Source organism: Caballeronia sp. ATUFL_F2_KS9A, from assembly GCF_023630765.1.
Lineage (GTDB): Bacteria > Pseudomonadota > Gammaproteobacteria > Burkholderiales > Burkholderiaceae > Caballeronia > Caballeronia zhejiangensis.
In genome coordinates, this window is record NZ_JALQEK010000052.1 from 21,393 (window position 1) to 35,771 (window position 14,379).

The window sequence follows — 14,379 nt, forward strand, 5'->3', positions numbered from 1 at the left end:
TTTTAATTGCGTGGCTCATGCCCACTCGAAGGAGACGTCATGGCAACCAGCAGTCAGAAATTCATCGGGCGCAATCGTGCGCCGCGCGTGCAGATCGAATACGACGTCGAAACTTATGGGAGCGAGAAGAAGATTCAGCTTCCGTTCGTGATGGGCGTGATGGCCGATCTCTCCGGCAAGCCCGCCGAAGCGCTGCCGCCCGTCGATCAGCGCAAGTTCCAGGAGATCGACATCGACAACTTCGACAGCCGCATGAAGGCGATGCATCCGCGCGTCGCGTTTCAGGTGCCGAACAAGCTGACGGGCGAGGGCAACATCAGCGTCGATATCACGTTCGAGAACATGGACGATTTTTCGCCCGCGGCCGTCGCGCGCAAGGTCGATGCGCTCGCGAAGTTGCTCGAAGCGCGCACGCAGCTCGCCAATCTCGTCATCTTCATGGACGGCAAGAACGGCGCGGAAGAACTGATCGCGCGCGTGCTCGACGATCCCGCGCTGCTCAAGACGCTCGCCACGGCTGCGCCATCCGCGGCTGCTGCAGCCGAATGAGACCCGAGAGCCTTGAAAGGAAACGACCATGTCCGACATTCCGCAATCCGCCGAACCGCAAGCCGAAGCGCCTTCCGCGTTGCAGGGCGCGCTGCTCGAAGGCGACGATCTCGCCGCGCTGCTCAACCGTGAGTTCCGTCCGAAGAGCGACGAAGCCAAGAGCGCCGTGCAGACGGCCGTGCAGACGCTCGCGCAGCAGGCGCTTTCGCAGACGAAGCTCGTTTCCGGCGATGCGATTCGCTCGATTCAGGCGATGATCGCCGAGATCGACGCGAAGCTCACCGAGCAGGTCAACGAAGTCATGCATCACGCGGACTTCCAGAAGCTCGAGGGTTCGTGGCGCGGGCTGCACTATCTCATCAACAACACCGAAACCGACGAGATGCTCAAGATTCGCGTGATGAACATCTCGAAGAAGGATCTAGGCAAGACGCTCAAGCGCTTCAAGGGCGTCGCGTGGGATCAGAGTCCGCTTTTCAAGCAGATTTACGAGCACGAGTACGGGCAGTTGGGCGGCGAGCCGTTCGGCGCGCTGATCGGCGATTACTACTTCAACCAGACGCCGCCCGATGTCGAGATGCTCGGCGAAGTGTCGAAGATCGCGGCATCGGCGCATGCGCCGTTCATCGCCGCCGCCGATCCGAGTCTCTTGCAGATGGACTCGTGGCAGGAGCTGGCCAATCCGCGCGATCTCACCAAGATATTCGGGACACCGGAATATGCGAGCTGGAGATCGCTGCGCGCATCCGAGGATTCGCGTTACATCGGTCTCGCGATGCCGCGTTTTCTGGCGCGCGTGCCGTACGGCGCGAAGACCGAACCGGTCGATGAATTCGACTTCGAGGAAGACACCGGTTCCGCGGATCACACGAAATACACGTGGGCGAATTCCGCTTATGCGATGGCGGTGAACATCAACCGGTCGTTCAAGTTGTATAGCTGGTGCTCGCGGATTCGCGGCGTGGAATCGGGCGGCGCGGTCGAAGGTTTGCCGGTGCACAGTTTTCCGACCGACGACGGCGGCGTCGATATGAAATGCCCGACCGAGATCGCCATTTCAGACCGGCGTGAGGCGGAACTGGCGAAGAACGGTTTCATGCCGCTGATTCATCGCAAGAACTCGGATTTCGCGGCGTTCATCGGCGCGCAGTCGCTGCAAAAGCCGTTCGAGTATGAAGATCCGGACGCGACCGCGAATGCCGCGCTTGCCGCGCGGTTGCCGTATCTCTTTGCTTGCAACCGCTTTGCGCATTATCTGAAGTGCATCGTGCGCGACAAGATCGGCACGTTCAAGGAACGCTCGGATATGGAGATCTGGCTCAACAAGTGGATCACGCAGTACGTCGATGGCGATCCGGCGAATTCGTCCGAGCACACGAAGGCGCAAAAGCCGCTCGCCGCGGCAGAGGTGAAGGTGCAGGAAGTGCCGGGCGCGCCGGGGTATTACACGTCGCAGTTCTTCTTGCGGCCGCATTATCAGTTGGAAGGGCTGACGGTGTCGCTCAGGCTGGTTTCGAGGTTGCCTTCGGCGAAGCAGGCGGCTTGATGCGTGGTTGGTTGGATGATGCCCGCGATGGTTACGTCGCGGGCATTTGCATCACCGTCACCTGCGAAGCATCCCCCACCCAAACCGCGCTGGCACTAAAGTTATCGTGCCCCGGCCGCGCGGCCTCACGCAGATGCGCCACCATCAGATCCAGCCACGCTTGAGGCGTCCGAGCGCGCCCGATCGCATCGATCATCACCGACTCGTCGAGATACTCCCAAAACCCATCGGTGCAAAGCAGAAAGGCGTCGCCCTCCGCGATGAGAAACGGCTCATCCGACGCCGCGATCGACAGATCATCCGCCGTTCCGAGCGCCGAAAACAGCACGTTACGGCGCGGATGCGTTCGCACGTCCCGGCTCTCCAGCAGATTCGCATCGATCATGCTCTGCACGAGACTGTGATCCTGCGTTTGCACAACCGTCGCGCCGCGCCGGAAGCAGTAAAGCCGCGTGTCGCCGCAATGCGCCCACGCCGCGATGCCCGTGCTTTCGTCGATGCCGAGCAGCACCGCCGTCGAACGCATCTGCGAAAGATCGCGGTCGTGCTCCTGCGCATCGATGATCGCGTCGTTCGCGCGCAGCAGCACGCGCAACAGGTTCGGCCCGGTCAGCGCGACGCCCGCCGATGCCACGCGCGTCAATTCCGCGAGCACGGTATCGACCGCGATGCGCGATGCCGCATCGCCGCCGCCGTGACCGCCCGCGCCGTCCGCGACCACGCTCGCAAAGAGCGCCGCATGCCGCCACGTCGCCAGCGCGTCCTCGTTGCGCGACCGGCCGCCCACATCGCTCACGCTCGCGGTTTGCAATTGCATGTCGTGTCTCTCGTTACCGGCGTTGTTTAAGCTCGTCGATCTGCGCCTCGTAGGCGGCGACGAACGCTCGGCCGAACAGCGTATGGAAATCTTCGGTGGCTTCGCGCGAAAGCTGGCCGTACATCTCGATGAAAAGATCCCAGCAGCGCGCGCGGCGATTCAATCCCGGCAGCACGCCGTCGAGCAGCGAGCGCCCGGACAGCCGCGCCTCGATGCGCTGCGGCTCGAAGCGCTCGAACACGCCGTCGAGCGCCGCGCGCATCCCCGCGACCATGCCGACCTGATGCGCCCGCAGATCGGCGTACGCATCGTCGAGGGCGGCGGCGGGCGGCATGAAGCCGCGCATCTGCGGATTGAGCAGATGCATGAGCGCGGCCTCCACGTTCGGCGAAAACTTGAGCGGATTGTTGTCCGACGCTTCGATCATCGTCGCGCCCGTTCGCATCTCGCGCTTGAGCGCGGCGCGCGCGGCGAGCAGTTCGAGCGTGCCGCGCGCCGCTTCGCGCAGCAGCTCGCCGAGAAGCTGCATCAGCGCGGGCGTCAGCGCATCGATACGCACGCCGTGCGTGTTCAGCCCGCGCAGGAAGGCATCGACGAGCGCGCGATCGTCGGCGGTTTCCGCTCTCGATGCAACCGCTGACGGCGTCGGCGCCGATCGCGGACGCGGCGGCGTGAACGCGCTGTGCAGTTCCGATCCGGCGTCCGGCCGCGTCGCGGGCGTCCCGGCGGGGCGCGCCGCGGCCGTCAGGCTGGCGAACGGATCGGCATCGTGCGCGGTGTTGGGCTGCGCAAGCGGTTCGACGAGCGGATCGGTGATCGACGCTCCGTCGGACGACGCGCCCGGCGCAAGGTCGAACAACTCGTCGATCGAGCGTTTGCCCGCCGGATCGTCGAAGCCGAAGTCGAAGTGTTCGGCAGCTTTCGGCTTCGGCGTGTGGAGGTTGGCGTCGAAATCGCCAGGTGCCGACGAACCCGCGTCGAACAATCCCGCGAACGGATCGTCCGATGGCGCGTTGGCCGTGACCGTATCGTCATCGACGCCGATATCCGCGCGCAGCTGATAGCCGCCGATCTGCACTTCGTCGCCGTGCGCGAGCGCGACTTCCTGGCCCGGATCGAGCGGCGCGCCGTTGACGAGCGCCGGATTGCTGCCGCGGTCGATCAGCAGAAAGCGCCCGTCGCGCCACTCGATCTGCACATGCAGACGCGAGACCGTGCGCTCGGCGTCATCGAGCACGAGCCGGTTCGTGACCGCACGCCCGACCGTGCCGCCGTCGGCATCGAAGGTCGCCGAGAGCGGCACGCGCGGCGGCTGTCCGTTGTGAAGCGTCACCGTGAGCGTGAGCATGGTTCACTCGAACGCGTAGACGAAGTCGCCCGCGCTCGCCGAGAGCCGGATGTGCGCCAGCGCGCCGCCTTCGGTGAGACGCGTCAGATATTCCGTCGAGATGCGCGGCAGGACGGTGTTCGTGAGCAGCGCGTCGATCACGCGGCCGCCCGATTCGGCTTCCGTGCAGCGCGAAACGATGAGCCGCACGGCGTCGTCGTCGTACTCGAACGGAATGCCGTGATTGTCCGCGACGCGCCGCCGGATGCGTTCGAGCTGAAGCCGCACGATGTCGGCCATCATCGCGTCGGAAAGCGGGTAGTAGGGCACCGTGACGAGCCGGCCGAGCAGCGCGGCGGGAAACACGTCGAGCAGCGGGCCGCGCAACGCGCGCGCGAGTTCCTCCGGCGCGACCGCGCGCGCGGGATCGCGGCACATCGACATGATGACTTCCGAGCCGACGTTCGACGTCAGCAGGATGATCGTGTTCTTGAAGTCGATGTAACGCCCTTCGCCGTCTTCCATCCAGCCCTTGTCAAAAACCTGGAAGAAGATTTCGTGGACGTCGGGATGCGCCTTCTCCACTTCGTCGAGCAGCACGACGCTGTACGGACGGCGGCGCACCGCTTCGGTCAGGATGCCGCCCTCGCCGTAACCCACATAGCCGGGCGGCGCGCCCTTCAGCGTCGAAACCGTATGCGCTTCCTGAAACTCGCTCATGTTGATGACGATGACGTTCTGCTCGCCGCCGTAGAGCGTTTCGGCGAGCGCGAGCGCCGTTTCCGTCTTGCCGACGCCCGACGTGCCCGCGAGCAGGAACACGCCGATCGGCTTGTCGGGATTGTCGAGCCGCGCGCGCGAAGTCTGGATGCGCTTCGCGATCATCTCGAGCGCGTGGCGCTGGCCGATCACGCGGCGATCGAGCGCATCGGCGAGATTGAGCACGGCGGCCAGCTCGTTCTTCAGCATTTTGCCGACCGGAATGCCGGTCCAATCGGCGACGACGCCCGCGATCACGCCCGCGTCGACGCTCGGCAAAATCAGCGGCGCATCGGCCTGCAATTCGGCGAGACGCGATTTGAGCGACGCGAGGCGCGCGAGCTGGTCATCGCGTGAAGCGGCGTCGGCGGCTTCGCGCAACGTCGCGCGCAACGCAAGCAGTTCGTCGACGACGCGCTTTTCCTCGTTCCAGCGCGCTTCGAGCCCGCCGAGCGCATCGCGTTCGCGTGCGAGCATCGCGGCGACATCGGCTGCGCGCGTGCCGACATCGACGCCCGCATTCGCCTCCCGCGCGACGATCTGCGCCTCGACTTCGAGCGCCTCGATACGGCGTTGGCAGTCGTCGACGAGCGGCGGCGTCGCGTGCTGGCTGACGGCGACGCGCGCACACGCCGTGTCGATGAGCGACACGGCCTTGTCGGGCAACTGCCGCGCCGGAATATAGCGATGCGACAGCCGCACGGCCGCCTCGATCGCCTCGTCGAGCAACTGCACGCGATGATGCCCTTCGAGCACCGCCGCGACGCCGCGCAGCATCCGCACGGCCTTGTCCTCGTCCGGCTCCTGAACCTGCACGACCTGAAAGCGCCGCGTGAGCGCGGGATCTTTGTCGATGTGCCGCTTGTATTCGGCCCACGTCGTGGCCCCGATGGTGCGCAGATCGCCGCGCGCGAGCGCCGGTTTCAGCAGATTGGCGGCATCGCCGGTGCCGGCCGCGCCGCCCGCGCCGACGAGCGTATGCACTTCGTCGATGAAGAGAATCACCGGCTTCGGACTCGCCTGCACATCCTCGACGACCTGACGCAGACGCTGCTCGAACTCGCCCTTCATGCTCGCGCCCGCCTGCAAAAGCCCGAGATCGAGCGACAGCAGCGCGACCTCGCGCAAGGGCGGCGGCACGTCACCGCGCGCGAGCCGCTGCGCGAAGCCTTCGACCACGGCGGTCTTGCCGACGCCCGCTTCGCCCGTCAGCAGCGGATTGTTCTGCCGCCGCCGCATGAGAATATCGACGAGCTGGCGAATCTCGTCGTCGCGGCCCGTAACGGGGTCGAGCTGGCCGCGGCGCGCCTTGTCGGTGAGATCGGTCGCGTATTTGCGCAGCGCTTCCTGCTGGCCCATGGCGGCGGGCGCGGCTTGCGCATCGGCCGCGTCCGGCTGCGGCTCGGCTTCGCTTTCCTCGACCGAATCCGCGACGATGCGCGCGAAATTGTCCGACAGGTCTTCCGGCTTGATGCGCTCGAATTGCCGCGATATGCCGACGAGCACGCTGCGCAGCCGCTGCGTCTTCAGCATGCCGACGAGCACATGCCCGGTCCGCACTTTGTTCGCGCCGAACAGCAGCGTGCCGTAGACCCAGCCGCGCTCGATCGCATCGCCGATGTGCTCGGAGATGTCGGAGATCGACGTCGCGCCGCGCGGCAGGCGATCGAGCGACGCCGTCAGCTCGCGCGCAAGGGCGGCGGCGTCCACGCCGTAATGCGCGACGATGCGCTGCCAGTCGGAGTTCGGCGTCTCCAGAATCTGCATGATCCAGTGCGCCAGCTCGACATACGGATTGCCGCGCATCTTGCAGTAGACCGTCGCGCTTTCGACGGTCTTGTAGCCGAGCCTGTCGAGCTTGCCGAACAGCGCGACACGACTGATTTCCGCCATCGCCGGACTCCTTTTTTTTCGATGCGCGCGGATCGAAGGCGCGCCTCCATCCGATAAGACGGCGCAGCGGCGGCTTTTTTTCAACGTGTCCGCGTTCAGGCGAGATGCGCGTCGGCGTCGAGCGCGAGATCGGCGCAATCGGCGCGGCGCGCGGCGAGACCGAGCCACGCCGAATAGCCGAGCCGTCCGTAGCGGCCGAGCTGCGCGGTCGGCACGTCGTCGGCGGCGAGGACGAGTTGCGCGTCCCATGCAAGCTCGCCGTTCAGATGCCGGCGCACCACGGCGACGAGCGTCGGCAGCGCGGCGCCGCCCGGCAGCAGCGACTCGAACTGCGCGAGCGACAGCGGCCCGATCGCGAGGCGAAACGCGTGCTGCCGATCCCACACCGCGCGTCCCAGCACCGCGCCGCGTCCGAGTTGGGCGAAGCCCGCTGGATCGCCGGGACCGCGCATCGCCCGATGCCGCAACGCAGTGCGCTCGTCGCGTTGCAGCGTCATCCAGTGCCCGCGATACGGCTCCACGCGCACCGGCACGCGCAAGAGCGCGCTCGCGATCGCTTCGAGCACGTCGGCGGGACGCGTCTGCATGTTGGCGAGGCCCGCGAAATGCAGCTTCGCGTGATCGGAGACGGCGTCGCGATTGCGGCTGGCTTCATCCGCGAGTCCGATCAGCGCGCCCGCATAGAAGGCGAAGCGGTCGTGGCCGGGACGATCCAGCCACGCTACCGGCCGTCCCTGCGCCCACGCGCGATAGAACAGCAGCAGGAATCGATGCAGCAGCGTATCGAGCAGGCGCGCGAAAGCCGTGTCGCCGCGATGCAGCGCGCGCTCGCGGGCGAAGTCCGTCAGATGCAGCGGCAGCGGGCCGTTCGGTCCGAGATAACCGAAGAAGCGCTGTTCGAGGCGCGGCGCGCGGGCGTTCTCATCGCGTGTGAGCGCGGCGAGCGGCGCGGGCGCGAACGAAAGCGATACGTCCTGCGCGAGACGCAGCGGCTCGTCGGCGGGACGCGCGCCGCAGCCGAGACGCGGCAAGTGCGGCGTCAGTGCCTCGACGTGCCGCATCAGGCGATAGAAATCGTGCCGATGCGGCTCGGCGGCGACTGCATCGAAGAGATCGACGAGTGCGCGCGCAGGCTCGGGCAGCGCCGCCGCGCTCAGAAGATCGCTCTCGTCCCGCATCGCGGTGCCAGGCGCAGGATTTCGCCGCGCGCGCTCGTGCGCAAAGCGGTCTGCACGAACGCGTTGATCGACACGTAGCGCGCGAAAAAGCGGTCCAGCACGCAGCCGAAGAGCCACGCGCTGCCGCCCTGAAAGGCGAGATCGTCGACGAGCACGTCGATCATGAGGCCGCGACCGAACGCGATCGGACCGGGCATCGGCAGACGGCGCACGACGCCGCGCGCATCCACCGCGGCGACGCCCGCGACCTGGCTTCGCCCCGCCTGGTCGGCGTCCGCGACATGCAGCATCAACAGCGCGCGCAACGCGGCGGCGGCTTCGCGCGGCCCGTTCGACACCGACAGGTAATGCAGCGACAACTGATCGATGAGCCGCCAGCTCCGCGCCGCGTCGAGATTCGCGGGCGCGGGCCGCGACGGGCCGCTCACACAGCGCACGCGGCTCACGGGCGCGGCGATGTCGAGCGAGAAATCGTCGCCGGTGGCGCTGCGCGGCATCATCAAAGGCAGATCGCGATTGGTGCAGAGCGTCGCGAACGACAGTTGCCGCAGCGAGCCGCGATACGGCGCGGCGTTGGGGTCGACGATCGATACATACGTCTCGCTGCCCACGTATTCCGTGCGCGCGCCGCTCTTGCGCCGTCCGGCGGGCACGATGCGCGGCTCGCGCTCGGTCGTGAAGTACGCGGCGTCGCCGGGGCCGTCCGCGAGAAAGTCCGCGTAGAACGGATGGAATGTCTGCTCCGCATCGTCGTTCGCGCCGTAGCCCGAGACGGCAGTGACGGAATGCACTTCGAAGTCGAGCGGATGCGTGCGGTCCGGCACGACATGAAAGCGCGCGGCGGCTTCGGTCACGAGCGCGCGATCCGCGTGCTTCGCGAAGAGATTGATCGCGGGCACGCAATCGAGCAGCACGTTGTCCTTGGTGACGATGCGTTCGAGCGACGCATCGCCGTTCGCGAGCAGAAACGTCAGTTCGATTTCGCGCGATGCGAACGACGGCAGCACATCGGCGAACCCGGCGAGGCGCGCGAATCGAAACCGCTCGGGCAGCGCGAAATACTCATGCAGCAGCCGATAACCCTGAAACGCGTTCGGCGTGACGGGCAGGAGCGCTTCGCGATCGCCGAAACCGGCGGGCGCGACGGCATCGGCGGGCAACGCGGCAAGCGCGCGGCTCGGGCGCTCGGGCGTCGATACGACGACGGCGAGCGTCCCCGACATCACGAGTTCGTACAGGCGATACGCGGTTTCGTCGCCGCCCGCGAAATGCAGGTTCAGCGCATCGAGACGCAATGCGTCGAAGGACAGGCCTTCGGGCGTCGCGAGGCGGATGCGCAGCGCGCCCTTCACGCGCGGCGCGAGCGTCTGCGTCGCGGGAATCGCGGCGAGCGGCAGGTCCTGCATCTGCGCGACATAGCGCGCGTCCGTCAGCTCGATCGGCCAGAGCGTGAGATCGGCGCCGGTACGGAATTCGCACGGCGTCATGTGCGCGCTCGCGGCATGCCGGGCGATGAGCGCGGTGCCGCGCGGCACGGTGAAGCCATCGGCGAGATTCGGATTCGCGAGATCGGGCGCGAGACGGGCGATCAGCATCGAAGGCGTCGGGCAGGCGGCCTGCGGCAGCACGACATGCGCGAGTTGCTGCGTGAAGCGCGAAAACTCCTCTTCGATCTTCAGTTGCACGCGCGCCGCGAGAAACGCCGTGCCTTCGAGCAGACGCTCGACATAGGGATCGGCCACGTCGATGCCGCTCATGCCGAGGCGCGCGGCGATCTTCGGAAACTGCTGCGCGAACTCCGCGCCCATCTCCCGCAGATGCGCGAGCTCGGTGTTGTAGTGACGCAGAAGTCGCGGGTCCATGTGCGTGGTCGTCGTGGTCAGCGCGGGAGTTCCATCACCGTGATGCCGCCTTCTTCCAGATCGATCTGCGTGCGCAGCGCGAATTCCAGCGGCACGGGCTGCGCCCACAGCAGGCCGCGAATCACGAGCGCGATCTGGTTGTGCATGTCGAGCACGGAACGGTCGAGCACCGGCTCGATTTCGAGCGTCGAGGGATCGATGCGCGGCTCGAAGCGCTCGATCGCCTGGCGAATCGCCTGTTCGAGCAATACCGTGTCGATGGTCGATGCGAATCGCCCCGACAAACACGGCAAGCCGTAATTGAGCACCGACGCGAACGCGTGCGGAAAGTCGTCCTCGACGATCGCATCGCCCAGATTCGTCGTGTTGAAGAGCCACGACACGTCGCGCAGCACGGCCGCGCGCAGCCCGCGATGCGACATGAAGCGCTCGCCGGGCGGATCGGCGCGCGTGGCGGGATCGTCGTCGATCAGGCGGTCGAGCAGCGTGGGCTGCAGACGGTCGGCGGCGCTGGGCTCGTTCATCGCGCGGTCCTTGCGCTCAACTCACGCGCCGCGTCGATACATCGAGCGCGAAGGTCACTTCCGCGCCGCGGCTGCCGGTCGCGGTCTGCGGCGCACAGGTCATCGTCAGTTGTTGCGCCGACAGTTCGAAGACCTCGCAGGGCCGCGCAAGGCGCACGCTCGTGTAGATCTGATAGTTGCGGATGTACGCCTGCTCCAGCTTCATCGACAGATATTCGATCTGCACGCCGTGGTCCGTGCCCGCCGCCTTGAAGCACTTCACATGCGCAACCGCGAGCAGTTCGGCCTGCGCGCACAGCTTCGCGAGGACGGGCGAGGCCGAGTCCACCGACTTGATGACGCAAAGCGCCGTGACGCGCATGTCGTTGGCATTGAGCGCGGCGGCGTGCGGCGCGGCGTCGTAGCCTTGCGCCCAGCGCCAGCCGTGGATCTGCATCGGCGTGTCCCAGTCGCCGCGCTTGGCCGCTTCGCCCTTGACCGGCGTGTTGCTGCGCTTGGGGACGACGTGCAGGAACATGTCGTCCGATTCCGTGAGCGCGAGCAGATCGAACTGGCGCAGGGCGTCGAGCGTGAGGTGGCTGTCGGGGCGCGTATCGCTGGGTTGCATCGTGCTCATCCGGTGGACGGCGGTCTGAACACAAGACGGCGCACATCGCGCGATTTTGAAGTTCAAAAATGCGCGGTGCGTTTCGTTTTACCAGTGGATTGCACGCGCGGCGCGCAACGAAAGCCGATCACGACGGAGGATCACATGGCTACGACCGACTGTTATCTCAAGATCGATGGAATCGACGGCGAGTCGAAGCACAAGGGGGCGGAAGGGCAGATCGAAGTGCTGAGTTTCAACTGGGGCGTGACGAACGCGAGCAACCCGATGACGGGCAGCGGCAGCGGCATCGGCAAGGCGTGCCCCGGCGTGTTCCAGTTCGTGCATCAGTACGACAAGTCCGCGCCCACGCTCAAGAAGAACTGCGCGAGCGGCAAGCACATGGCGAACGCGAAACTCACCGTCAGCAAGGCGGGCGAAGGGCAGAAGGAATTTCTCACCGTCACGATGAAACAGGTCACGGTGACGAAGGTCTCGCTGATCTGCGTGCCGAATGGCCATCCGGAGCAGACGGTCGATCTGAGCTACGCGGACATCGAGTTCGAATACAAGCCGCAGGACGACAAGGGCGCGCTCGGCGGCGCCGTGAAGTTCGGCTGGGACGTGCGCAGCACCGAAGTGCGTTGATCCGTCAGGCGCTTCCCGCGCGGTCGGCCCGCGAGCGTGCTCGCTGACGCGCCAGCGGTCCGAGCAGATGGCTGATTTCGGCGACCGACAGAACCTGATCGGGGCTATCGAAATTCAGGGCGTTCATCGGCATTTGCGGCGCTTCGGCCTGCGCGGGATGTTGCACGATGCTCATTCCGCCCGCCGCCTTGATCGCCTGCAAGCCCCGCGTTCCGTCGCCCCCGCCGCCCGTCAGCACGACGCCCACGACGCGTCCGTGAAAGCACGCCGCCGCCGATTCGAAGAGCGGATCGGCCGCCGGGCGCACGTGATGGACCTTGGGACCGTCGTCGAGCGCGAGATGGCCGTCAGCCGATACCACGAGATGACGGCCCGGCGGCGCGAGATAAATGCGTCCGGGCTCGATGCTTTGTCCGTGACGCCCGTATTCCACGGTGAGCGACGTATGCCGCTGGATGCACTCGCCCAAAAGACGCGGCCCTGTCATTCCCGAATGGAGCACGATCAGAAGCGAGCCTTCATAGTCGGGATCGAGCGCACTCACGAGCCGGCATAGCGCCTTGAACCCGCCCTGCGAAGCTGCAACGACTGCAATGTCGCGTCGCACCGTCATGCTTGTCCTTGATTGTCTCTGAAGTTTTCTCCGTGGACCTAGCAAAGAAGATGCCGCGCGCCCGGATGACCGGCGACGGGCGCGCCTGTTTCAACGAACGCCGGCTTCTTCCAGCAGCCATTCCTTGAACGCGATCACGGGCGCATGGGCCGCGCTTTCCGGCCGATGCACGAGGTAGTACGCCAACTCGCAACTCTGGACGATATCGAACGGCTTGACGAGGCGGCCTTCGGCCAGATCGCGTTCGACGAGCGTCGTGCGTCCGAGCGCCACGCCGTAACCGGAAATCGCGGTTTGCAGGCCCATCGCGGAATCGTTGAGCTGCAGTCCGCGGTCGGTATCGATGCGGTCGCGGCAGCCGGCATGCAGCAGCCATGAACGCCACGTCGGGAAGAGACCGGCGCCGGTCATCGACGTATCGTGGATGAGCAGATGATGTTGCAAATCGGACGGCGCTCTGAGCGCGTGCTCGCCTTCCATCAGCGCCGGGCTGCATACCGGAAAAAATTCGTCGCGCAGCAGGAACGTAGAGACGAGGCCCGCCCATGCTCCCGCGCCGTAGCGTATGCCGACGTCGATCCGTTCGGCGGTGAAGTCGGTGAGGCGGCCGCTCGTGTCGATCCGCAGGTCGTAGTAAGGATGTCTTCGCTGAAAGCGTTCGACGCGCCAGAGCAGCCAGCGATCCGCGAAAGCCGGCGGCACGGTCAGCGTAAAGACGATGCGCGACTTGCTGGCCTTCAGCCGTTCGACGGCACTCGACAGCAGATCGAAGCCGCCTTGCAGATCCGGCAGCGCAGCGCGGGCAGCGTCGGTCAATGTGAGACGCGACGGTCCCGATGCCGATCGATGGAACAACTCGATATCCAGATAGCTTTCGAGTCCGCGAATCAGTTGGCCGACCGCGGCCGGCGTGACGTTCAACTCGTCCGCCGCCGCAGCGTAGCTCAGATGCCGCGCGACCGCCTCGAAGGCTCGCAGTGCGTTCAGATTGCTGGGCGCTCGCATGTTTCTTCATTCAGCCGTGGGATCTCGTGAATGTACAGAATCATGGTGACGCGTGCATCCGCCATCGAAGGCGATGCGTCAGAGCTGCGTCAGTCCGCCATCCACGACGACTTCGGTGCCGGTCACGAACGATGCATCTTCGCTCGCGAGAAAAAGGGCGGCACGCGCGACTTCCTGTGCTTCGCCGAAACGCTTGAGCGGCACGGCGGCTTCGATGGCCGCGCCCGCATCGGCGAGTTCCTTGTCCGACAAGCCCAGTTTCGTGTGAAACGGCGTGGCGATCGGGCCGGGGCTCACCGCATTGATGCGAATGCCACGCGGCGCGAGTTCGGCGCCGGCGGTGCGAACGAGCGAACGCAGCGCGGCTTTCGTCGCGGAAAGAATGGACAGTCCCGGCGCGCCGGTTTCATTCAGGAACGAAGTCGTGACGACGATTGCGCCGCCCTTCGGCAGATGCGGCGCCGCCTTCTGGATCGTGAAGAACACGCCGTTGAAGTTGAGCGAGAATTGCGCTTCGATCTGTTCGGGCGTCACGGCTTCGAGCGGCGCGGCCTGGCCGGCTCCGGCGTTGGCGAACACGATGTCGATACGGCCGTGGCTCTCCACGATATCGACGATCGCGCGATCGATCTGCGCCGGATCGCGCGAATCGACTTTGAGCGCGATCGCCGAATCGCCGAGAATCCGCGCTGCTTCGTCGAGCCGGCTCTGCGTCGTGCCGGTGACGATGACCGTCGCGCCTTCCTTCTGAAACAGCTTGGCCGCTTCCAGTCCGATTCCCGACGTGCCGCCCGTGATGAGCGCGACTTTTTTCTTCAGTTTCATGGCTTGCTCCTTCGATCGATGTTTGAGGTCAGGGGCTTTCGCTTGATTGCGCTGCCCGGTGACTCAACTATCGGCGAGAGGCCCGACACCGGCAAACGAGAAGATCTGCCAACGCGGAGAAGAAAAACTTTTCGGGTGTTGGAGAGGCGCAAGCGATCCTGATGCGCGCGGATCGCGTGGGCGCAGCGGGCCGATGGGCCAGCCGAGTTCGATTCTCAGGCCGCGGCGTCCGAGCGCGCTCACGTAT

General features: G+C 65.9%; 13 protein-coding genes. 3 read left to right on the forward strand and 10 right to left on the reverse strand.

What is annotated here, in order from left to right:
* The first annotated feature begins 39 nt into the window (after nucleotides 1-39).
* Complete coding sequence (tssB, locus tag NCS67_RS28995; protein WP_008346450.1) at nucleotides 40-549, forward strand: type VI secretion system contractile sheath small subunit; 510 nt, start codon at nucleotides 40-42, stop codon at nucleotides 547-549.
* Nucleotides 550-577: 28 nt separating this feature from the next.
* Nucleotides 578-2,095, forward strand: a complete 1,518-nt coding sequence (gene tssC / locus NCS67_RS29000) for a type VI secretion system contractile sheath large subunit (protein WP_008346451.1) — start codon at nucleotides 578-580, stop codon at nucleotides 2,093-2,095.
* A 31-nt stretch (nucleotides 2,096-2,126) separates the two neighbouring features.
* On the opposite strand, the gene NCS67_RS29005 is transcribed toward tssC, so the two are convergent.
* The 7 genes from NCS67_RS29005 to NCS67_RS29035 form a co-directional block, all read right to left on the reverse strand.
* The gene (locus NCS67_RS29005) at nucleotides 2,127-2,912 is read right to left on the reverse strand and encodes a PP2C family protein-serine/threonine phosphatase (RefSeq protein ID WP_008346453.1); all 786 of its coding nucleotides are present in this window, start codon (nucleotides 2,910-2,912) and stop codon (nucleotides 2,127-2,129) included.
* Between the two features lie 13 nt (nucleotides 2,913-2,925).
* A complete protein-coding gene (gene tagH, locus NCS67_RS29010; RefSeq protein ID WP_250437624.1) occupies nucleotides 2,926-4,260 on the reverse strand; it encodes a type VI secretion system-associated FHA domain protein TagH in 1,335 nt (444 codons plus the stop codon).
* Between the two features lie 3 nt (nucleotides 4,261-4,263).
* Nucleotides 4,264-6,891, reverse strand: a complete 2,628-nt coding sequence (gene tssH / locus NCS67_RS29015) for a type VI secretion system ATPase TssH (RefSeq protein WP_250437625.1) — start codon at nucleotides 6,889-6,891, stop codon at nucleotides 4,264-4,266.
* 95 nt (nucleotides 6,892-6,986) lie between these two features.
* Nucleotides 6,987-8,069: a type VI secretion system baseplate subunit TssG gene (gene tssG, locus NCS67_RS29020; RefSeq protein ID WP_250437626.1), complete on the reverse strand. Its 1,083-nt coding sequence runs from the start codon at nucleotides 8,067-8,069 to the stop codon at nucleotides 6,987-6,989.
* Nucleotides 8,045-9,931 carry a type VI secretion system baseplate subunit TssF gene (gene tssF / locus NCS67_RS29025; protein ID WP_250437627.1) on the reverse strand — a complete coding sequence of 629 codons (1,887 nt, stop codon included), beginning with the start codon at nucleotides 9,929-9,931 and terminating at the stop codon, nucleotides 8,045-8,047. Before tssF ends, tssG begins: the two co-directional genes overlap by 25 nt.
* A gap of 17 nt (nucleotides 9,932-9,948) precedes the next feature.
* Nucleotides 9,949-10,455, reverse strand: a complete 507-nt coding sequence (gene tssE, locus NCS67_RS29030) for a type VI secretion system baseplate subunit TssE (RefSeq protein ID WP_250437628.1) — start codon at nucleotides 10,453-10,455, stop codon at nucleotides 9,949-9,951.
* A gap of 16 nt (nucleotides 10,456-10,471) precedes the next feature.
* Entirely contained in the window at nucleotides 10,472-11,062 is a 591-nt protein-coding gene (locus tag NCS67_RS29035) for a type VI secretion system tube protein Hcp (RefSeq protein ID WP_008346463.1), read from the reverse strand.
* 144 nt (nucleotides 11,063-11,206) lie between these two features.
* On the opposite strand from NCS67_RS29035, the gene NCS67_RS29040 reads away from it, so the two are divergent.
* Complete coding sequence (locus tag NCS67_RS29040; RefSeq protein WP_008346465.1) at nucleotides 11,207-11,689, forward strand: Hcp family type VI secretion system effector; 483 nt, start codon at nucleotides 11,207-11,209, stop codon at nucleotides 11,687-11,689.
* A gap of 4 nt (nucleotides 11,690-11,693) precedes the next feature.
* On the opposite strand, the gene NCS67_RS29045 is transcribed toward NCS67_RS29040, so the two are convergent.
* From NCS67_RS29045 to NCS67_RS29055, 3 genes are all read right to left on the reverse strand, one after another.
* Entirely contained in the window at nucleotides 11,694-12,302 is a 609-nt protein-coding gene (locus tag NCS67_RS29045) for a chemotaxis protein CheB (RefSeq protein ID WP_008346467.1), read from the reverse strand.
* A 90-nt stretch (nucleotides 12,303-12,392) separates the two neighbouring features.
* Complete coding sequence (gene gcvA / locus NCS67_RS29050; protein WP_250437629.1) at nucleotides 12,393-13,307, reverse strand: transcriptional regulator GcvA; 915 nt, start codon at nucleotides 13,305-13,307, stop codon at nucleotides 12,393-12,395.
* A 78-nt stretch (nucleotides 13,308-13,385) separates the two neighbouring features.
* A complete protein-coding gene (locus tag NCS67_RS29055) occupies nucleotides 13,386-14,132 on the reverse strand; it encodes an SDR family oxidoreductase (protein ID WP_250437630.1) in 747 nt (248 codons plus the stop codon).
* Between the last annotated feature and the right edge of the window lie 247 nt (nucleotides 14,133-14,379).